The organism is Martinezella sp. CNPSo 3959, from assembly GCF_057784355.1.
Genome location: NZ_JBXSOV010000001.1, coordinates 1,102,650 through 1,122,797 on the forward strand (window position 1 = coordinate 1,102,650; position 20,148 = coordinate 1,122,797).

16 protein-coding genes are annotated in these 20,148 nt (G+C 60.2%); 10 read left to right on the forward strand and 6 right to left on the reverse strand.

Annotated features, from left to right (window positions below; genetic code table 11):
* Nucleotides 1-42: 42 nt before the first annotated feature.
* Nucleotides 43-1,227, reverse strand: coding sequence for an NAD(P)/FAD-dependent oxidoreductase (locus tag AC13RE_RS05540; RefSeq protein WP_488562215.1), 1,185 nt, complete (start codon nt 1,225-1,227; stop codon nt 43-45).
* On the opposite strand from AC13RE_RS05540, the gene mnmC2 reads away from it, so the two are divergent.
* On the forward strand, nt 1,226-1,960 hold the full coding sequence (gene mnmC2 / locus AC13RE_RS05545) for a tRNA (5-methylaminomethyl-2-thiouridine)(34)-methyltransferase MnmC2 (protein ID WP_488562216.1): 735 nt from the start codon (nt 1,226-1,228) through the stop codon (nt 1,958-1,960). The two genes, AC13RE_RS05540 and mnmC2, sit on opposite strands and share 2 nt — an antisense overlap.
* A 44-nt stretch (nt 1,961-2,004) precedes the next feature.
* On the opposite strand, the gene AC13RE_RS05550 is transcribed toward mnmC2, so the two are convergent.
* Nucleotides 2,005-2,934 (reverse strand): AraC family transcriptional regulator, encoded by a 930-nt coding sequence (locus tag AC13RE_RS05550; protein ID WP_488562545.1) that lies wholly within the window; start codon nt 2,932-2,934, stop codon nt 2,005-2,007.
* An 82-nt stretch (nt 2,935-3,016) separates the two neighbouring features.
* Between AC13RE_RS05550 and AC13RE_RS05555 the strand changes: the two genes are divergently transcribed.
* A complete protein-coding gene (locus AC13RE_RS05555) occupies nt 3,017-3,844 on the forward strand; it encodes an oxidoreductase (RefSeq protein WP_488562217.1) in 828 nt (275 codons plus the stop codon).
* 65 nt (nt 3,845-3,909) lie between these two features.
* Here the strand turns inward: AC13RE_RS05555 and AC13RE_RS05560 are convergent, their stop codons facing one another.
* Nucleotides 3,910-6,723, reverse strand: a complete 2,814-nt coding sequence (locus AC13RE_RS05560; RefSeq protein WP_488562218.1) for a response regulator — start codon at nt 6,721-6,723, stop codon at nt 3,910-3,912.
* Between the two features lie 217 nt (nt 6,724-6,940).
* On the opposite strand from AC13RE_RS05560, the gene AC13RE_RS05565 reads away from it, so the two are divergent.
* The 4 genes from AC13RE_RS05565 (at nt 6,941) to AC13RE_RS05580 (ending at nt 12,252) form a co-directional block, all read left to right on the forward strand.
* Nucleotides 6,941-8,527 (forward strand): trimethylamine methyltransferase family protein, encoded by a 1,587-nt coding sequence (locus AC13RE_RS05565; protein ID WP_488562219.1) that lies wholly within the window; start codon nt 6,941-6,943, stop codon nt 8,525-8,527.
* 148 nt (nt 8,528-8,675) lie between these two features.
* Nucleotides 8,676-8,990, forward strand: coding sequence for a hypothetical protein (locus tag AC13RE_RS05570; RefSeq protein WP_488562220.1), 315 nt, complete (start codon nt 8,676-8,678; stop codon nt 8,988-8,990).
* 478 nt (nt 8,991-9,468) lie between these two features.
* Entirely contained in the window at nt 9,469-11,109 is a 1,641-nt protein-coding gene (locus tag AC13RE_RS05575) for a DEAD/DEAH box helicase (RefSeq protein WP_488562221.1), read from the forward strand.
* Between the two features lie 234 nt (nt 11,110-11,343).
* Entirely contained in the window at nt 11,344-12,252 is a 909-nt protein-coding gene (locus AC13RE_RS05580) for a DMT family transporter (RefSeq protein ID WP_488562546.1), read from the forward strand.
* A gap of 3 nt (nt 12,253-12,255) precedes the next feature.
* On the opposite strand, the gene AC13RE_RS05585 is transcribed toward AC13RE_RS05580, so the two are convergent.
* On the reverse strand, nt 12,256-13,149 hold the full coding sequence (locus AC13RE_RS05585; protein WP_488562222.1) for a DMT family transporter: 894 nt from the start codon (nt 13,147-13,149) through the stop codon (nt 12,256-12,258).
* Between the two features lie 397 nt (nt 13,150-13,546).
* Here AC13RE_RS05585 and AC13RE_RS05590 point away from each other — a divergent pair, with 397 nt between their 5' ends.
* The 3 genes from AC13RE_RS05590 to AC13RE_RS05600 are packed head-to-tail and all read left to right on the forward strand — an operon-like array spanning nt 13,547 to nt 16,735.
* Nucleotides 13,547-14,956 carry a circularly permuted type 2 ATP-grasp protein gene (locus AC13RE_RS05590; protein ID WP_132717242.1) on the forward strand — a complete coding sequence of 470 codons (1,410 nt, stop codon included), beginning with the start codon at nt 13,547-13,549 and terminating at the stop codon, nt 14,954-14,956.
* A gap of 6 nt (nt 14,957-14,962) precedes the next feature.
* Nucleotides 14,963-15,904, forward strand: a complete 942-nt coding sequence (locus AC13RE_RS05595; RefSeq protein ID WP_488486242.1) for an alpha-E domain-containing protein — start codon at nt 14,963-14,965, stop codon at nt 15,902-15,904.
* Nucleotides 15,905-15,916: 12 nt separating this feature from the next.
* The gene (locus AC13RE_RS05600) at nt 15,917-16,735 is read left to right on the forward strand and encodes a transglutaminase family protein (protein WP_488562223.1); all 819 of its coding nucleotides are present in this window, start codon (nt 15,917-15,919) and stop codon (nt 16,733-16,735) included.
* An 81-nt stretch (nt 16,736-16,816) separates the two neighbouring features.
* Here the strand turns inward: AC13RE_RS05600 and AC13RE_RS05605 are convergent, their stop codons facing one another.
* Nucleotides 16,817-17,449 (reverse strand): TetR/AcrR family transcriptional regulator, encoded by a 633-nt coding sequence (locus tag AC13RE_RS05605; protein WP_488562224.1) that lies wholly within the window; start codon nt 17,447-17,449, stop codon nt 16,817-16,819.
* A gap of 108 nt (nt 17,450-17,557) precedes the next feature.
* On the opposite strand from AC13RE_RS05605, the gene AC13RE_RS05610 reads away from it, so the two are divergent.
* Nucleotides 17,558-18,307, forward strand: a complete 750-nt coding sequence (locus tag AC13RE_RS05610) for an SDR family oxidoreductase (RefSeq protein ID WP_488562547.1) — start codon at nt 17,558-17,560, stop codon at nt 18,305-18,307.
* Between the two features lie 67 nt (nt 18,308-18,374).
* On the opposite strand, the gene araD is transcribed toward AC13RE_RS05610, so the two are convergent.
* Nucleotides 18,375-20,120, reverse strand: a complete 1,746-nt coding sequence (gene araD / locus AC13RE_RS05615) for an L-arabinonate dehydratase (protein ID WP_015340744.1) — start codon at nt 20,118-20,120, stop codon at nt 18,375-18,377.
* Between the last annotated feature and the right edge of the window lie 28 nt (nt 20,121-20,148).

The window sequence follows — 20,148 nt, forward strand, 5'->3', positions numbered from 1 at the left end:
GTGATTTGCGTGACAGATTAACGACCCGAAAGAGGCTTGAATTCACGTTTTATGTGATATGACTGAAATATGACTCGCTAAAGTGAAACTCTGCGGCAAGTTGAAGCGACCGGGCGCGCCCACCGCCTCACGCACGGCCACCTCCGCAAGCCTATGCGCCAGCCCAAAGCTCACCTTGAAGCCACCAGTCAGGGCAATCAGCGAGGGATGATCGGGATGCGTGCCCACCATCGGATCCCGATCCACGGCCTTCGGACGCAGGCCAGCCCAACGCTCAACGACTTCTGCACCAGCGAGCATCGGCGCCATGATACGCGCCGCCTTAAGCAGCTCGTCGAGCTGCCCATCCGTCGATAAGGGATCGTCAAATCGGTTCTCGCTCGTGCTGCCGACCGCGACCAATCCGTTCTCATGCGGAACGATGTAGAGACCATCGCGAAAAATAACCGGCATGCCGCCGTCGACATCAGCCTTCAGCATCGCCGCCTGCCCTTTGACCGGTTGACCGAGCGAGGCTTTGCGTCCCTCGGTCAATTTATCAAGGATTGGAAAGGAGCGGTAGCCGGCAGAAAGGATGCAACGGCCGAAACGAATGTCGCCATCGCTTGAACGTACAATGCCCCGCTCCGGTTCGATACTCTCGACGGTAACGCCCTCGCAAAGCCGGACATGTCGTGCCGCGGCCAGAAACCTCCGCAGGACCTCTAGAAACGCGCGCGGCGCGACGCGGGCCGCCAGCGTATCGTGGACAAATCCGCTTTCGGCAAGGGACGGCTCGATCCAGCCTTCGACGGGCGCCGCATCCAGCACATGCCAGTGAAACTGCCGATCCCCATGCCGCCAATGCGTTTCCGCATCATGGGAATGGCCAAGGGCGATCTGCCTCAGATGCGGCTTCGGCAGTGGAATCAGTCGGCCGGGGCGGCGATAGCCAGCTGAAAGACCGGTCTCCGCTTCCAGGGCCGAGATCTCTTCCTCGAGTGCGACAAGCGCATCGAACTGAAACTGCTTCTTGTCCGACCATTTATCCGGCATGTGCGGCATCAGCGCGCCAAGCAGGCCAGCGCTCGCTCCCTGCCCGAGACGGCCCGCTTCGACAAGCGTTGCCCGGATACCTAGGCGCTCGGCATGAACGGCCGCCCACAGGCCCATGATCCCGCCACCGACAATCAGCAGATCGACGGACGATTGACCGGCAGGTCTTGGAGGATTATCGGCTCTTTCCATGACAGATCCAGTTTCCGATCGGGCCAAGACGCCCGAAACCCATGCGGCAAGCCAGGAGCTTGAATGGCGCGACGGCGATATGCCCTATTCGACCGCATTTGGCGACCATTTTTATTGCCAGACCGACGGCCGGCTGGAATGCGGCCATGTCTTCCTGGCCGGCAATGGCCTTCCCGACCGCTGGCAGGGACGGCAGGATTTTCTCATCGGTGAACTCGGTTTCGGCACCGGCCTGAATTTCTGCGAGACATGGCGCCAGTGGCGGCAGAAGGCTGCCCCCGGTTCGAACCTGCACTTCATGTCCTTCGAACTCTATCCGATGCGGGCCGAGGAAATCGACCGTGCCTTGTCGCACTGGCCCGAAATCGACAGGGAGCGCCAGGCGCTTGCCGCCGCGTGGCCGGACAAGCCGCAGGGTGTCGTGTCCCTGAGGCTAGATGCGCATACGCGCCTCAGCGTCATCTGCGGTCCGGCTCTCGAAGGTGTCAGCCGCGCCGAACAGAGTTTTGATGCCTGGTATCTCGACGGTTTTGCGCCCTCGCGCAATGCCGACATGTGGTCGCCGCAACTGATGCAGGCACTCCACGACAAGACGGTTCCGAACGGTACCTTCGCCACCTATGCAGCGGCTGGCTTCGTGCGACGAAACCTGCAGGCGGCGGGATTTGTGGTGGAACGGCGCCAAGGCTTTGCCGGCAAGCGCGAAATGCTCTGCGGCATCAAGCCCGCCTGAGGCCGGGCCGATGTGCCAGGTCAGTCGGCAACCATATCCAGGGCTCAGATGAGCTCGCCAAGATGCTGGCGAACCCATTTGGCCTCTTCCGAGGCCGTTCGCCGAAAGTGCCGCTTGAAGTCTCGGCTGAACTGAGCAGGACTGGCATAGCCGACTAATGCCGCCACCTCCGCAATCGTTCCATCGTGACGCGCGATCATCAACCGCGCGTCGTGGAGCCGCATCGCCTTCAGATATTGCATCGGACTGCTGCCCGTCAGGGCTTTGAAATGGACGTGGTAGGAGGGAACGCTCATCCCCGCCTCACGCGCCAGCGCGGCAACCGAAATCTCGGAATTGTAGGCTTCGCGCAATCGGGCCAGACTTCGCACGATCTTCCCGGAAATGCCCTGCTGCTGAAGGGCTGAGATCATCGCTCCGCCTTGCGGGCCGACCAGAACCCGGTAGTGCAGCTCGCGCAGGATACCTGCTCCCAGAACCGCAAGCTCGACAGGATCGCTGAGCGCCCGCAGCAAACGGAGCAAGACATCCTCGATCATTGGCTCCATTCTGCTCGATATCAGGCTTCTCACTTTGCCGGTCGCTGCTCCGGACTGTCTCGCCCCTACGTCCGAGGCGATCTCCGCAGCGAGAAGCATGTCGAACTCGAGATAAACGGCAAGCAAAGGACGTTCTACGCTGGCGGACGATTCCATCCGGAACGGAACGGGCACCGACACGGCCAGATAATGCTCCTCATCGTAGAGATAGACCTCGCCTTCCAGCATACCCTGCTTTCTGCCTTGCAGGACGAATACCGCACCGGGCTTGTAGAGCACCGGGACATCGTGAAGGACCGCCTCGGTCCTGAGAATCCGAACACCGGCAAGCGCTGTTGGATTGTATCCCTGGCTGGGAGCAAGAAGCCCCGCCAGCTCTACCAACTCCCGACGCTTTGAACCCTTATCGTTCAGTTTCATAGGATTTGGCAAGATATCCATAGTTTTTGCAATCGAAGGCGATGACTTTGAAGATTATCTGTCATGAACATCAAGCAATCAAGACGAGATTTCGACCATGTCACAGAAGACTTTTTTCATCACCGGAGCGAATTCGGGCTTCGGCTTCGCAATTGCAGCCGCCGCAATCCGGAATGGCCACAAGGTTATCGGCACCATCCGCTCGGAACAGTCGCTGGCAGCCCTGGCGGAACGCTTGCCGGCAGTACAGCCCATCCTATGCGACGTGACGGAATTTGACCGGATAGCCGACGTCGTTCGACAGACGGAAGAAGACCATGGACCGGTCAACGTGCTGATCAACAATGCCGGCTACGGCCACGAGGGAATTCTTGAAGAGTCGCCCCTCGAGGAGATGCGGCGTCAGTTCGACGTGAACGTCTTCGGCGCCGTTGCGGTCGCGAAGGCCTTCTTGCCGCGCTTCCGCGAAAGGCGCAGCGGCTTCATCGTCAACGTCACCTCCATGGGCGGCATGATCACCATGCCCGGCATCGCCTATTATTGCGGAAGCAAATTTGCGCTTCAGGGTATCTCGGAGGTCATGCGAGCAGAGATGGCGCCATTCGGCGTTCGGGTGACCGCCCTCTGCCCCGGCTCCTTCCGGACCGACTGGGCCGGGCGCTCGATGGTCCGGACCGAACGATCAATCGCGGATTATGATGCGCTGTTCGATCCGATCCGGCAGGCGCGGCAATCCAAAAGCGGTAAGCAGCTCGGCGACCCCGACAAACTCGCCGATGCCGTTCTGGGCTTAATCGAGTCCGACACGCCTCCACCGCAACTCTTGCTGGGCAGCGATGCTCTTGGACTTGTGTCGGACAGGATCGAGCGCCTCAAGCAGGAGATCGAAGCCTGGAAATCCGTTACCGTTTCCACCGATGGCTGACGGCTGCGCCCGCGCGCTGGCCGAAAGACGGCATCCAACCATGCGTCCAAGTCTAGATCTGAACACTAGTTCTTCGAGCGATCAGCCGCGACAGCGGTATCGCCCAGATAGCGCTGGATCTTCGTTTCGAGAAGTTCGGGGCTGATCGGCTTGGATATGCAATCGTCCATGCCCGACTGCATGCACATCATGCGATCGACATCCAGGGCCTGCGCGGTCACCCCGACGATGGGAACATGCCATCCCTGCCCGGCCTGCGTCTCGAACTGCCGGATCGTGCGGGTCGCCTGATGACCATTCATGACCGGCATGGACACATCCATGAGGATCAGCGACGGCCGGAGCTGGCGCCATGCGTCCACGGCCGCCTGGCCATTCTCCACGACGAGAAACCGCAGGCCAGTCGCCTGCAGGATCTGCGTGAAGACGATCTGGTTCACCTCATTATCCTCGGCGACGAGGACGTCGATGGCATTGCCTGACTTGGCCGACGTCATCCGATCGGCGGCCTCGATCGCGGCTGCGGCTTCCGCCTCCAGTGGCAGCGAACGTTCAACGGGAGCCAATCGCTCCCCCAGTTTCTTCCGCCGCGACGCGCGCACGACATCGATGATCGTGTTGCGCAGCACATTGGCCCTCACAGGCTTCATAAGATGTGCCTGGCCGTTGACGGCGGCGAATTCCCTATCGCTACCTGCGACGCCCATCGACGTCAGGAACACGATCGGCAGCGTGTCGAAACGCGGATCGGCGCGCAATACGCTCGCGATCTGATAGCCATTCATGCCGGGCATGCTGTAGTCGACGATAATCGCATCGACCGACACGCCCATATCGAAGGCAGCGTCCAGAATGGCGAGCGCGGTCTCGCCATCCTCGGCGACATGCCCGTCGAAACCCCATTGCAGCAACTGTTCGCTCAAGATACACCGATGGATCGCGTCGTCTTCCACGATCAGGACGCGGGCATCCCTGACATTGGCCGGCAGCTCCGCGACTTTGCCGCGCGCGGCGACCATCGGTATCGGCAGATGGACGGTGAAAGCCGATCCCTTGCCCCATTCGCTCTCTACCGACAGCGAACCGCCGAACAGATCGACGAGGCCAGCCGTGATGGCGAGACCAAGACCCGAGCCCTCAAGCCGCCGCGCAAAGGACGAATCCGCCAATGAGAATTTGTCGAAGATCGTATCGAGCTTTTCTTCCGGAATGCCAATTCCGGTGTCTTCGACGCGCAGCATGAGCAATATAGTGTCGTCTGCTGCCGGCCGGCTATCCAGTTCGACCAGCACGTGACCTCGCTCCGTGAACTTGATCGCATTGCCGACGAGATTGGTCACGATCTGCCGAAAGCGGCCGGCATCGCCTAATATCGCCGCCGGCACGCCGGGAGCGATACGCGCCATCAGCTCGATATTCTTTTCCGATGCCGCGGCAGCCAACAAGGTCACGATATCCTCGGCGGCCTCGGCGGGATCGAATGCCATCTTGCGCAGATGCATTTCGCCGGTATCGATGCGGGAAAAATCGAGAATGTCGTTGATGATGGTCAGCAGCGCATTGCCCGACTTGACGATGATATCGACAAAGGTCTTCTGCCTCGCATCGAGATCAGTCTTGCCAAGCAGTTCCGCCATGCCGAGAACGCCGTTCATCGGCGTGCGGATTTCATGGCTCATATGGGTCAGAAACTCGGATTTCGCCCGGTCCGCAGCATTGCTGCGCGCCAGGAGCAGCTGCAAATCCGCCTCGCGCTCCTTCATCTCGGTGACATCGGTCAGCGCCACGGTCCAACGGCGATGCTCGCCGAGGGCGGCATCAAGCCGCATCCAGCGGTCGCCCTTGATCTGGAACACGCAGGAGATCGGCTTGCCGTCAGCAATGCTTTCCCCCCAGGACGCCCGCAAAGCCTCGGCACCCTCACCGAAGTCTCCGCGTTGCGCGCAATAATCGAAGGCCGCAGACCAGTTTTTACCGACCTCGAGGAAATCGGCTGGCAGCTTCAACATATCCTTCAGCCGGTCGTTGGCCAGCATGATCGTACCGTCCTGAACGATCAGCAGGCCTTGGGACATGGCCTGCATGGCATCGGCCATGAGTTCGCCGAGGCGTTCCAACGCCAGCCGGGCTTCGGTGATCTCGCGGAATTGCTGCTTGACGGCGGAGATGTCCGTATAAGACATCAGCGTCCGCCCATTGGCGATGCGGCGCGCATCGATGATGACGGATTTGCCGTCGGCAAAATTCACTTCCGTCTGCAGATGCTCGCCCGCCTTGCGCAGTGCCGCCAGGCGCGCCTGATAGATATCGTCAAGGCTGCGGCCGTCGGAGCCGAAGCGCGCCAGATCATAGTGTTTGGCGATGAGATCCCGATAGGGACGGCCTTCGAAGCGCTCATCCTTCGAGAATTCGAAAATGTCGTAGAAGGCGTCATTCACGTATTCGACGACGTAGTCGCTGTCGTAGATCAGAACACCGATCGGCATAGAGCGAAGAATATTGTCGAGATCCTGATGCAGTCTCCTCGCAGGCGCTTCCAGAAACACACCGAAGATATAGACGCGATCTTCCGAAGGGGAAAAGCTCTCGATCTGGATACGCGATCGCTCATGACCCGATGCGTCGAAGCAGAGCGCTACCTCTTCCGAACCGAAGACGAGTGCCCGGCGCTCCCTGTCTTCCCTGTCGGCGCTCTCCCCGGCATCGAGGAGATCATGACTGCGATTGCCGATGAAATCGGAAATATCGTGCCCGAAGAACCGCGCATAGGCATCGTTGACGGCGACGTAACGAAGCTCGCTGTTCTTGATGTAGGCGGGCCTGTCCAGACTGGCGATCCGGCGGCACGCTATGTCGAGCAGTTCACCGTCCAAAGTCAAACGGAGCCTCTCTTTTCACCGCGCATGATAGTTCATGGAACGACGCTCTAGCACAATTGGCTTTAACAAGGCGTTAACCATGTTTAAACCACCGCGCCGACGTCGCGTTCAGACCATGCACTGTCCTATAACGGTCATGCCTTGGTCGCAAACGACGGCGGCACACCGGAGGAAACTCTGCCAAGAATCCGTCAACGGATCATTGGGAGCGAGCGCCATGAGCGACGAAGAAAGCCTGACCTTGAACGAAGCGCAGATCGCAACGGCAACGGGCGAACGGCGGCGGCGGGCTGGAGGACGTGGGGCCGAGCGCAGCCGCAAACCGAGCGGCACGAAATATCTCAACCTCGTCAACAATCTCGCTCGCACGGAACTGCTGTCGCCCGAAGCGCTCGACGATATCCACGAGGCGTCGCTGACCATTCTCGAAGAGATCGGCATGGATATCATCCTGCCGGAAGCGCGCGAGCGCATGAAGGCTGCCGGCGCGGACGTTACGCCCGGCAGGGAACGCGTTCGTTTCGACCGCAACATGATCATGGAGCTGATCGCTTCGATCCCCTCGAACTTCACGCTGCACGCCCGCAATCCCCTTAGAAACGTTGAAATCGGGGGCCGCAATCTCGTCTTCGCGCAGGTTGCCTCCGCCCCCTTCGTCGCCGACCGCGACGGCGGCAGGAGAGCCGGCAATCAGGAGGACTTCCGCAAGCTTATCAAGCTCGCCCAGTCCTTCGACGTCATCCATATGACCGGTGGCTACCCGGTCGAACCTATCGACATCCATGCCTCTGTACGCCATCTCGATTGCCTTTCCGACATCGTGAAGCTCACCGACAAGGCCTTTCATTGCTATTCGCTCGGCCAGCAGCGCAATCTCGATGCCATCGAGATCGCCCGCATCGGCCGCGGCATCACAATGGAACAGATGGAGCGCGAGCCCTCGCTCTTTACCATCATCAACTCCTCCTCGCCGCTGCGTCTCGACGGGCCGATGCTGCAGGGGATCATCGAAATGTCCTCGCGCGGTCAAGTGGTCGTGGTGACGCCGTTCACGCTGGCGGGCGCCATGGCGCCGGTGACGATCGCCGGCGCGCTGGTGCAGCAGAATGCCGAGGCGCTCTGCGGCCTCGCCTTCACCCAGATGGTGCGCAAGGGCGCACCGGTCATGTATGGCGGCTTCACCTCGAACGTCGACATGAAGACGGGCGCACCCGCCTTCGGCACGCCGGAATATATGAAGGCGGTCATCGCGGGCGGCCAGCTCGCCCGCCGCTACGGCATCCCCTACCGCACTTCGAACACGAACGCTTCGAATACGCTCGATGCGCAGGCCGCCTACGAATCGGCGCTGTCATTGTGGGCCTTGACCCAGGGCGGCGGCAATTTCGTGCTGCATGCGGCCGGCTGGAGCGAAGGCGGGCTGACCGCCTCCTTCGAGAAATTCATCCTCGATGTCGACATGCTGCAGATGGTCGCGGAATTCCTGAAGCCGCTCGATGTCAGCGCCGACGCCCTGGCGCTGGATGCCGTGCGCGATGTCGGCCCCGGCGGCCACTATTTCGGCACGGCGCACACGCTCGCCCGCTACGAAACCGCCTTCTATTCGCCGATCCTGTCGGACTGGCGAAACAACGAGACATGGACGGAAGCCGGGAGCCCTACGACTTACGATCACGCCAATCGCGTCTATAAGGAAACGCTCGAGCGTTATGAACGGCCTCCACTCGATCCGGCAATCGAGGAGGAACTCAATGCCTTTGTCGCGAAGCGCAAGGCAGAGGGCGGCGTCCCTACAGATTTCTAATTGAAAATCAAAGGCTTTACGCCTCAAATCATGAACGAAATTTAATGTCGCGAACCTATTTTTGGCCGCGACTTCGCCCCCTTTCCTGCACAACGTCAAACTCGGCTTAGGCTAAGGAGCCAGCCTGTGTTTTGGGAAAGGGATGTCAATGTCTGTGCTTCGCACATTAACGACGGCCGGTTTGATCGCGCTGACGCTTGGCAGCGCCGCCACCGCAACCGCCACTACCGCCAACGCGTCCGACCGCGGGGCCTTCTTCGGCGGTCTTGCCGCCGGTGTTGTGGGCGGCGCCTTGATCGCCGGGGCTGCGCGGCCCGCCTACCCGGCTTATTATCCGGCATATCCGGCCTACTACGGCGGCCCAGCCTATGAGCGCGTCTATGTACGCCCCTACCCCAGCTGCTACTGGGCATGGCGTCACGATGGCTGGGGCCGTCCTTATCGCGTCGAGGTTTGCCGCTAGAGCAATTCCAGGAAAAGTGCGCAGCGGTTTTCCGTCCGGAATTGCGAGAAAACAAAGAGATAGAGCCATTTCGCGATTCGAAGAAAAGCGAAATGGCTCTAGGATCAGCAATCTCTGCATTGAGCGCAGGCGCCCACATCAGATCTCGGATGCCGCCGGATTTCGGCGGCATTTTTGTATGCCTGGTGAAAAGCTTTCGCTTACACCTCTTGACATTCCTCGCATTTAAGACCAAATGCGCCTCAGCTTTCACCTTCCGGCCGCCGCGTGAGCGTGCCCTGCGGGACAATCTGTACGCAAGAGAAGGACAAAAGCGCTTTTATGAATGAGGCCGCGCCAAGCGCTGCGGCCGATGCGCTGGGAAAGCTATTTCCAACTTACAAGTTCCCACTTCACGCGGGGTTCTTGACGCCAGAGACAGACCGGACCGCATGGTGCGATCCGGCCTATTTGCTTTGGCGCCCCGAAAGGTATTGAATTGACCGATTTTCACTCGCTTGGTCTCTCCAAGCAGATCGTCGATACACTGTCGCAGAACAACTTTGCGACGCCAACGCCCATCCAGGCTCAGGCCATCCCGCTCGTTCTCCAGGGCCGTGATCTCATCGGCCTCGCCCAGACCGGCACCGGCAAGACGGCCGCTTTTGGCCTGCCGATCATCGAGATGCTGCTGAAGGAAGCCAAGCGTCCCGACAACCGCACCGTCCGCACGCTGATCCTCGCTCCGACCCGCGAACTGGTAAACCAGATCGCTGATAACCTCCGTCTCTTCATGCGCAAGACGCAGCTGCGGATCAACCTCGTGGTCGGCGGCGCGTCGATCAACAAACAGCAGCTTCAACTCGAGCGCGGCACCGATATTCTGGTCGCAACGCCCGGCCGCCTCCTCGATCTCATCAACCGCCGCGCCCTCTCGCTCGGCCATGTCACCCACCTCGTCCTCGACGAAGCCGACCAGATGCTCGATCTCGGCTTCATCCACGACCTGCGCAAGATCGCCAAGATGGTTCCGGCCAAGCGCCAGACCCTGCTCTTCTCGGCCACCATGCCGAAGGCAATCGCTGACCTCGCATCCGATTACCTGACCAATCCGGTCAAGGTCGAAGTCTCGCCTCCGGGCAAGGCGGCCGACAAGGTGGAGCAATATGTCCACTTCGTCGCCGGCCAGAATCACAAGACCGAAATCCTCAAGGAAACGATCTCGGCCAATCCGGATGGCCGCGCCATCGTCTTCCTGCGCACCAAGCACGGCGCCGAGAAGCTGATGAAGCACCTCGATCACGTTGGCTTTGCCGCTGCCTCCATTCACGGCAACAAGAGCCAGGGTCAGCGCGAGCGCGCGCTCAAGGGCTTCCGTGATGGCGATGTCCGCGTTCTCGTCGCAACCGACGTCGCCGCCCGCGGCATCGACATCCCCGGCGTTTCGCATGTCTACAACTTCGATCTGCCGGAAGTGCCCGACGCCTACGTTCACCGCATCGGCCGCACCGCCCGTGCGGGCCGCGACGGCATCGCCATCGCCTTCTGCGCGCCCGATGAAATCCGTCTGCTGCGCGACATCGAGCGCCTGATGGGCATCGAAATCGCCGTTGCCAGTGGCGAAGCGCCCGCCGATCGCGGTCGCCCCGTTCGCGGTAAGGGTCGCGGTGGTCAGGGTCAGGGTCAGGGCCGTGGCGCAGGCCAGGGTCGCGCCGAAGGCCGCCCGGCTCGTCCGGCCCGCCGTCCGTTCTTCGACAAGGAAAACGGCGAGGCTCGTGGTGAGGCTGGCGATCGCCAGGATCGTCGCCCGCGCAATGATCGCCCGCAGCGAGAAAACAATCGCAATGCCGATTTCCGTGGCCAGCGTCGCAACGAACCGACACCGCGTCCGGAACCCGACAACGACCTCGCTTCGACCTCGGACTTCCGTCCCGCTCGCAAGCAGCACAACGGCCAGTCCAACGGCAACAGTGCCGCGCATGAGGGCGGAGCCCATCGCGGCCAACGCCATTCCCATGGCCGTCCCGCAGGCCGCCACAACGAAGAGCGCGGCGCCCAGGGCGAACAGCGCAATGGCGGCAACGGCCGCATGAAGCGTCGTGGCCCAGGCAATGGCGGCCAGCGCCGCGAACGTGCTTAATAAAGTTCAAGGGGGCCCACCGGCCCCCTTTTTTACGCCTCACACATCTACCCAAATGACTACCGATTCAGTCATGAGCGTAAATTCGAAACTTCGACGCTACCCGACATTCCATTTCGCTTGGCGACCAATGTTTGGATAACTGTTTCCTGCCTGCAGACACTTCCCGGCATAGCTTGGAGCATGTCTGGAGGCTTGGGAGACGGTGCATTGCAAACGACGGCAACACAGCCAATGTCGGCAAGCGACTGGGGGCAGCTCCTGCTTCTCGGCGCGCTGTGGGGCGGATCATTCTTCTTTGCCCGTGTTGCAGTGGCAGAAATCCCGCCGCTGGCGCTGGTCCTCTATAGGGTTTCGATTGCCGCGCTTGTCCTGCATCTCTGGTTGCGCCTGCGCAACATTTCCTTTGCGCCCGCCATTGCCAGATCAGCATCGTTCCTGGGGCTGGCGCTGCTCAACAACATCATCCCGTTTTCGCTGATATTCAGCGGTCAAATGGAGATCGGAGCGGGTCTTGCCTCGGTGCTCTATGCGACCACGCCCCTGTGGACAGTCCTGGTCGCAAATCTGCTGACGAAAGACGAAAAGCTTTCCGCCAGCAAACTTGCCGGCGTGGCTCTCGGCATCGGCGGCGCCGCCATCATGATCGGCCCAGGGCTCCTCGCCAATCTCGGCGGACCGACATGGGCAAAGCTTGCGGTCATCGGAGCGGCAGTTTCCTATGCGTTTGCAGCCGTTTTCGCGAAGCGATTTCGGGATATGAAGCCGGTCATTGTCGCGACCGGTCAACTGAGTGCCTCGACCATCGTTATGATCCCGATCGTCCTTCTTCTCTACAATCCGAGCGAAATCGTCAGCACGAATATCTCGATCTGGCTGGCCGTCGGCACTCTCGCAATCGTGACGACCGCCTTCGCCTTCATTCTCTATTTCAATCTCATCGCCTCTGCCGGGGCGACAAATGCGTCGCTGGTGACGCTGCTCGTGCCGGCAAGCGCAATCATCTTGAGTACAGCATTCCTTGGAGAGCGTCTGGAACCTTACGAGTTCCTCGGATTGGCCCTGATCGTCTCTAGCCTAGTGGTTGTCGATGGCAGGCTTCTGCGATGGCGGCAACGGATCGATGCCCACAAGAAGCCATAGAGCCTATTCCGGCACGACTTCCGCCTGACGTCGGTTGGTGAGATAAATACCGATCACCACAATCACCGTGCCAACGATAATCGGCAGTGTCAGCGGCTCGCCGAAGGCGATGGTCGCCTCGATGGCGACGGCAGGCGGCATCAGGTAGATCAGCGATGCAGCGCGCGACACCTGCCCGCGGCGGATGAGATAGAGAAGCAGACCGACGGCGCCCATGGACAGGCCGAAGACCGACCAGAGCAGCGACAGGATCGCCGTCTGCGTGCCGTCGAAGCGCAGGCCTTCGAAAATGAAGGCGAGCGGCACTGTGACGATCAGCGCGCCGACATATTGCAAGGTCGCAATGGTTCTGAGGTCGCCGGTCTGCAGGTGCCGCTTCTGGTAGAGCGTACCGTAAGTCACAGAAACCATAGCCAACAGATTGACGACGAGTGGCACCGCCGATTGCCAGAGATTGGCCGTATCCGTCGCCAAGAGTTTCGGCGAGATCGCGATGGCAATGCCGAGGAAGCCGAGCAGCAAGCCGACCTTTTGGATCTGCCGCAGCCGCTCACCGACAAGAAATGGTGCGGCCATGGCGGTCATCAGCGGCTGCAGCGCCGCAATGATCCCGGAAATGCCGGCCGGCACGCCCTCGGCAATCGCCCACCAAAGCCCCGCCAGATAAATGCCATGTAGGAAAATCCCGGAATAGATGGCGCGAAACACGCTCGACCAGTCGCGCGGCCATTTGGCGCCTGAGATCGAACAGAGCAGCACGAAAGCGAGCGCCGACAGGCTGTGGCGAATCATCAGGAAGGTGAAGGGGCCCGCGTGCAGCGAGGCATATTTGGCGACGATCCAGCCGGTGGACCAGAGGAGGACGAAAATCGCCGGCGCGAGTTTATCGAGGGACATGAAAACCGGACCGATATATTTGGCGCTTCGGATCCGGAATCCTGATCGGCTCGGGGTGTCGCGCGGAGGGGTTGAAGGCTGATAGCCGATGGCGGTGGCGCGGTCAAAATCGATCTGCTCAACACAGCAATCAATTTTTCTTCACGTCCGGCAAGCTACCGCCCAGGCTTCAGAAGCCTCAGCCACTACCCAGGCGCTCAGTCCGCAAAAGAAGCAGATGCTTAAATTTTGATCCGAACATTGCGACAAGAGCCGGCAGGCAACAGCGCCATTACTCTTAAATGCCTGTAAATCCGGCATTTTTCGATATTCAGAAATTCGCTATGGCAACTGCGCATAGTTCTTGCATTGTAAAAACCGTTGTATTCAAATGGGTAAAAACACGGGGACCGCACCTTTGGCATTTGATGAAATGATTACTGCGGATGAAAGTCCGCGCGCGCCTTACGAGAAATACTTCGAGTGGTACTCAGGCCAGGACAGGGGCCACCTCATTGCCAAATCCCGCGATGCGGAAACCATCTTCCGAAAAACGGGCATTACCTTCGCGGTCTACGGACACGCAGACTCCTCCGAAAAACTCATTCCCTTCGACATCATCCCCCGCATCATATCAGGCCGCGAATGGCGCAAGCTCGCCCAGGGCATCGAACAGCGGGTCGTCGCCCTCAACGCCTTCCTCGACGACATCTACCACAAGCAGGAAATCATCCGCGCCGGCCGCATCCCGCGCGAACTGATCGAAAAGAACGACGCCTTCCTGCCTGAAATGATCGGCTTTCGTCCGCCGGGCGGTGTCTACACCCATATCGTCGGCACCGACATCGTGCGCACCGGCGAAGACCAGTTCTATGTGCTCGAGGACAATGCCCGTACCCCTTCCGGCGTCAGCTACATGCTGGAAAACCGCGAAACGATGATGCAGATGTTCCCCGAACTGTTTCACCAGAACAAGGTGCAGCGCGTCGAGGACTATCCGCTGCTGCTACGCCAGAGCCTGGCATCGCTCGCCCCTCCCGGATGCAAGGGCAAGCCGCGCGTCGCCGTGCTGACGCCGGGCATCTATAACTCCGCCTATTACGAGCATTCCTTCCTCGCCGACATGATGGGCGTGGAGCTGGTGGAAGGCTCCGATCTGCGTGTCATCGACGGCAAGGTGAAGATGCGCACGACACGTGGCTACGAGGCGATCGACGTGCTCTACCGCCGCGTCGACGACGATTTCCTCGATCCCCTCACCTTCCGCCCGGATTCCGCGCTCGGTATTCCCGGCATTATGGATGTCTACCGCGCCGGCAACATCACCATCGCCAATGCGCCCGGCACCGGCATTTCCGACGACAAGGCGATCTATTCCTACATGCCTGAAATCGTCGAATTCTACACCGGCCGCAAGCCGATCCTCGAGAACGTGCCGACATGGCGCTGTTCTGAGCCCGACAGCCTGCAATATGTGCTCGACAATCTTGCCGATCTCGTCGTCAAGGAAGTTCACGGCTCCGGCGGCTATGGCATGCTCGTCGGACCGACGGCCACGAAAAAAGAGCGGACGGCCTTTGCCGAAAAGCTCAAGAGCAAGCCGAACAACTACATCGCGCAGCCGACCCTTTCGCTCTCGACCGTGCCGATCCTGGTCAACAAGGGCATTGCGCCAAGGCATGTCGATTTGCGGCCCTATGTCCTCGTCTCCGACAAGGTGCGGATCATCCCAGGCGGGCTGACCCGCGTGGCGCTGAAGGAAGGCTCGCTGGTGGTCAACTCCAGCCAGGGCGGCGGCACCAAAGACACCTGGGTTCTGGAGGACTGATCGGACATGCTGGGAAGAACCGCGAATGGCCTCTACTGGATGTTCCGTTACATCGAGCGCGCCGAAAACATAGCCCGCCTGGTCGACGCCGGCCAGCGCATGTCGCTGACCCGCAGCGACGCCGTCGATGATGACTGGGACGGTGTCCTGCAAAGCGCCGGAGTGCGCGAAGCCTACGATGAGGTGCACAACAAGCTGACCGGGACCGACGCGATCGATTATCTGATGCGCGACCGCTCCAATCCGTCGAGCGTCATGTCCTGCATCGAATATGGCCGCAACAATGCCCGCATGGTGCGCACGGCGCTGACCCGCGACACCTGGGAGGCGACCAACGAATGCTGGATCGAGCTGAAGTCGCTGCTCGGCAGGAAGCTGAAGACGGCAGAGCTGCCCGAGACGATCGACGTCATCAAGCGGCGCGCCGGATTGATCCGCGGCGCCTTCCACGGCTCGATGCTGCGCAACGAGCTCTATAACTTTGCCCGCATCGGCACCTTCATCGAGCGCGCCGACAACACGGCCCGCATTCTCGACGTGAAGTATTACGTCCTGCTGCCATCCGTCTCGCATGTCGGCTCCTCGCTCGACAATGCGCAATGGGAGTCTATCCTCAGATCGGTCTCCGCGCACCGGGCCTATAAATGGGCTTACGATCCCGAATACAAGCCGGCCAACATTGCCGACTTCCTGATCCTCAACGGGCAAATGCCGCGCTCGCTTGCCTATTGCTATGAGAAGATCGTCAGCAATATCGGCTATCTCAGCGCCGAACATGAAAAACGGCTGCCGGCGCACGATACCGCGGAGGCCATCCGCCAGTCGCTGCAGAAGCTGACGATCAAGCGCATCATGGACCAGGGCCTGCATGAGTTCCTCGAGGATTTCGTAGCCCACAACAACAAGCTGGGCGCCGAGATCTCCGACGGCTACCGGTTCTACGAATAGGCGGGCGATATCATGAGACTGACGATCAGCCATATCACGGAATATCGCTACGACGAGCCGACGCAGTTTTCCCTGCAACGGCTTCACCTGACGCCGCTGACGGGCGTGGGACAGACGGTTATCGACTGGAAGCTTTCGGTCGAAGGGGCCAAGCCGGAAGTGGAATATGACGACCAGTTCGGCAATCGCGCCACGCTGGTTTCCCTCGACGGGCAGCAGGACGCAACAAAGATCATTGCCTCAGGCGAAGTCGAGACGCAGGACCTCAACGGCGTCGTCGGGCCGCATGAGGGCTTCAGCCCGCTCTGGCTCTTTCTGCGGGACTCGCCGCGCACTAAGGCGGGCAAGCTGACGAAGGAACTGCTGCGCAGCGTTTCAGGCGACAACGAACTCGGCAAGATGCATGCGCTGATGAAAGCGATCCACGAGACCGTGGAATACAAGCCAGGCACCAGCAATACCGAGACAACGGCGGAACAGGCATTGGAGGCAAAGAGCGGAGTCTGCCAGGACCATGCGCACATCTTTCTAGCCGGCGCCCGTGCATTGCAGATCCCTGCCCGTTACGTTTCCGGCTACCTGATGATGGAAGGCAAGAACGAGCAGGCTGCTACCCATGCCTGGGCAGAGGCGCATATTGCCGGCCTCGGCTGGGTCGGCTTCGATCCGGCCAATGACGTCTGCCCCGACGCCCGCTACGTCCGCATCGCGACCGGCCTCTGCTATCGCGACGCCGCTCCCGTGTCCGGCATGCGGATCGGCACGCCGGGCGAAACCCTTATGGTCAAGGTATCAGTGGCAAGCCAGGGGCAGAGTCAGAGCCAGAGCTGATACCGGCATCTCCGGGAAGAAAAGCCGGACGTCTTTATCGTTAGCCAGGCATCTCGACGCCGGAACTACAGTTGATTTTCTCTATTCTACCCTGTGCGCGACAAGGTAGGAACGAAACATAATTGTCAATTGCCTTTCCGCTTCGATGCCATCACCAAGGCTCAAGACTTTATGGCAAAAGGCCGGAACGGTTCCATAAAGGGTTGCGATCAGTGTTTGTGCAATCAGACCTGCATCGGCAAAGCGGCCATCAACGGTACCGGACAGGGTTGCCTCGATAGCCCTTGTACTGCGCTGGATCGCCGATTCAATTAGCTTTCGAGCATCAAGTTCCAAACCGATACGGTAGAGCGCGGGAGAAACCTCGGCCCGCGCTATTTGCACCTGGAGGTAAGCTTTCACCACGGCTTCAGCTATCGTCTCGACGGTAGCATGACGAGCTTCGTCACACGCCTTTTCTATCGCCTCGGCAAGCATCACAAGATGCCGCTCCAGCACCGCAAAAAGCAAAGCCTGCTTATTGGGGAAATACTGATAGAGCGTCCCGACCGAAACGCCCGCACGACGTGCCACACGCGTGGTGTTGAAACGAATTAGACCATCACTCAACAAAACCTGAATGGTTGCTTCGAAAATCGCGTCCACGGTTGCGATGGAGCGGCCCTGACGCGGGGATTTCCGGGGGGTTAGCGGTGGTTGGAGACCGTTTTCCATAAGCGAATCCAAAACCTGAATGATGCTTCATATATAACTTCCGGCCCCGCTACTCCAGCAATAATGCGGTTTACGTCGGGCGCATTCAGAGACGTATTGGAGATGAATATGGGTAAATTGGACGATAAGATCGCCGTCATCACCGGCGGCAATTCCGGAATAGGACTGGCGACGGCTAAGCTGTTTGCACGCGAAGGCGCGAAGGTCGTCATTACCGGTCGCGATCAGGCAACACTTGATGCCGCGGCACAAAGCATCGGTAATGGTACTGATGCGGTCCGCAGCGATATTTCCAGGATGTCTGATATTGAAGCCCTTCGTGACTATGTCGAGAACAAGCATGGTCGGGTCGATATCGTCTTTGCGAATGCTGGCGGCGCGCGACCTAACATGTTTGAATACATGTCGGAGGAGGAATTCGATTTCACGATCGTTAACACGTTCAAGGGAACTTACTTTACGGTGCAGAAGCTTCTGCCGCTCATGACCTCCGGCGGCTCGATAATCCTGAACACCTCAACCCTGAGCACGCAGGGTCGTCCATATGTCAGCGTCTATTCGGCGGGGAAAGCCGCGATCCGCTCGCTGGCACGGTCGCTTACTGTCGAGCTGACCGGAAAGGGTATCCGCGTGAATGCCGTGGCACCTGGCTATATCGATACCGATCAAGCGCGGAAAGCGGGAGTGAGCGAGGAGATGATCGAGCAGACGAAGACCCAGGTGCACGCTCAAATTCCGATGCACCGCAGCGGCACAGTCGACGAGATCGCAAAAGCCGTCCTGTTTCTCGCCTCCGATGACTCGTCCTACGTGACGGGTAGCGAACTGTGCGTCGATGGCGGCTGGGCTCAAGTATAATAGCAATCCCGGCACTCCTTGTGAGTGCCGGGATTACCTATGCGTAACGAATTTGCAAGTTCAAGGCCTAGTGGCTGTCGCGGTTGTTCGGGATTTCCGAGCCGCGCGGGCCGACGAGGAAGTCCAGGTCGGCGCCGGTGTCGGCCTGCATGACCGACTTCACATAGAGACCGCCATAGCCGCCGGTGAGCGGCTTGACCGGAGAAACCCAGGCGGCGCGGCGCTTCGCCAGTTCCTCGTCCGAAACCTCCAGCTGGATCGTGCGGGCGGGAACATCGACGGCGATGATGTCGCCGTTCTGGACCAGCGCCAGCGGGCCACCATCGGCAGCTTCCGGAGCCGTGTGCAGGATGACGGTGCCGTAAGCGGTGCCGGACATGCGCGCATCAGAAATGCGGATCATGTCGGTGATGCCCTTCTTCAGCACCTTCGGCGGCAGGCCCATGTTGCCGACTTCGGCCATGCCCGGATAACCCTTCGGGCCGCAATATTTCAGCACCATGACGCAGTTCTCGTCGATGTCGAGATCGTCACGGTTGATACGGGCGTGATAGTCCTCGATGCTTTCGAAAACGACAGCGCGGCCCTTGTGCTGCATCAGATGCGGCGAAGCGGCCGATGGCTTCAGGACAGCGCCCTTCGGCGCGAGATTGCCGCGCAGGACAGCGATGCCGCCCGACTGCGTCAGCGCCTTTTCGCGCGGGACGATAACGTCGTCATTGTAGTTGACAACATCCTTGACGCCTGCCCAGATCGTGTCGCCCGTGACGGTGATGGCGTCCTTGTGCAGCAGGCCCATCTCGCCGACTGCCTTGATGACGACGGGCAGACCGCCGGCATAGTAGAACTCTTCCATCAGGTGCTTGCCCGAAGGCTGCAGGTTGACGATGGTCGGCACTTCGCGGCCCAGACGATCCCAATCGTCAAGCGACAGGTCGACGCCGATGCGGCCCGCGAGCGCGAGGAGGTGCAGAACGGCGTTGGTCGAGCCGCCGACGGCGCCGTTGACGCGGATAGCGTTTTCGAAGGCTTCCTTGGTCAGAATGTCCGATGGTTTCAGGTCTTCCTTGACCATGTCGACGATGCGGCGGCCGGAAAGTTGCGAGATAACACGACGGCGCGCATCGACAGCCGGGATCGCGGCATTGCCGGGCAAGGTCATGCCGAGCGCTTCGGCCATAGACGCCATGGTCGAGGCCGTACCCATGGTCATGCAGCTGCCGGCCGAGCGAGCCATGCCCTGCTCAGCATCCATGAATTCATCCAGCGACATCTCGCCGGACTTCACCATTTCCGAGAACTGCCAGATCGCCGTGCCGGAGCCGACATCCTTGCCGCGCCACTTGCCGTTCAGCATCGGTCCACCGGAAACGAGGATGACCGGAATGTCGACGGAAGCCGCGCCCATCAACAGGCTCGGCGTGGTCTTGTCGCAGCCGCCGAGCAGCACGACGCCATCGACCGGATTGCCGCGGATCGCTTCTTCCACGTCCATGGCAGCGAGGTTGCGGAACATCATGGCCGTCGGGCGCAGCGTGCTTTCGCCGACGGAGAAGACGGGGAATTCGACGGGGAAGCCGCCCGCCTCGTAGACACCGCGCTTCACGCGCTCCGCAAGATCGCGCAGATGCGCGTTGCAGGGCGTCAGCTCCGACCAGGTGTTACAGATGCCGATGATCGGACGGCCGTCGAACGTATCGGCCGGCAGGCCCTGGTTCTTCATCCAGGAGCGATGCATGATCGCATTCTTGCCGGTGCCGCCGAACCAATCGTAGGAGCGCAGCTTGCGCGGCCATTCAGCTTTCTTTTTCATGTCTCAGTACCCTTTGCGTCGCCCAGGC

What these genes read in the sequence shown, in the direction of transcription:
- AC13RE_RS05600 (WP_488562223.1), top strand. Translation starts at nt 15,917, where the DNA reads ATGAGACTGACGATCAGCCATATCACGGAATATCGCTACGACGAGCCG.
- AC13RE_RS05570 (WP_488562220.1), top strand. Translation starts at nt 8,676, where the DNA reads ATGTCTGTGCTTCGCACATTAACGACGGCCGGTTTGATCGCGCTGACG.
- AC13RE_RS05585 (WP_488562222.1), bottom strand. Translation starts at nt 13,149, where the DNA reads ATGTCCCTCGATAAACTCGCGCCGGCGATTTTCGTCCTCCTCTGGTCC.
- AC13RE_RS05605 (WP_488562224.1), bottom strand. Translation starts at nt 17,449, where the DNA reads ATGGAAAACGGTCTCCAACCACCGCTAACCCCCCGGAAATCCCCGCGT.
- araD (WP_015340744.1), bottom strand. Translation starts at nt 20,120, where the DNA reads ATGAAAAAGAAAGCTGAATGGCCGCGCAAGCTGCGCTCCTACGATTGG.
- AC13RE_RS05595 (WP_488486242.1), top strand. Translation starts at nt 14,963, where the DNA reads ATGCTGGGAAGAACCGCGAATGGCCTCTACTGGATGTTCCGTTACATC.
- AC13RE_RS05580 (WP_488562546.1), top strand. Translation starts at nt 11,344, where the DNA reads ATGTCGGCAAGCGACTGGGGGCAGCTCCTGCTTCTCGGCGCGCTGTGG.
- mnmC2 (WP_488562216.1), top strand. Translation starts at nt 1,226, where the DNA reads ATGACAGATCCAGTTTCCGATCGGGCCAAGACGCCCGAAACCCATGCG.
- AC13RE_RS05565 (WP_488562219.1), top strand. Translation starts at nt 6,941, where the DNA reads ATGAGCGACGAAGAAAGCCTGACCTTGAACGAAGCGCAGATCGCAACG.
- AC13RE_RS05555 (WP_488562217.1), top strand. Translation starts at nt 3,017, where the DNA reads ATGTCACAGAAGACTTTTTTCATCACCGGAGCGAATTCGGGCTTCGGC.
- AC13RE_RS05610 (WP_488562547.1), top strand. Translation starts at nt 17,558, where the DNA reads ATGGGTAAATTGGACGATAAGATCGCCGTCATCACCGGCGGCAATTCC.
- AC13RE_RS05540 (WP_488562215.1), bottom strand. Translation starts at nt 1,227, where the DNA reads ATGGAAAGAGCCGATAATCCTCCAAGACCTGCCGGTCAATCGTCCGTC.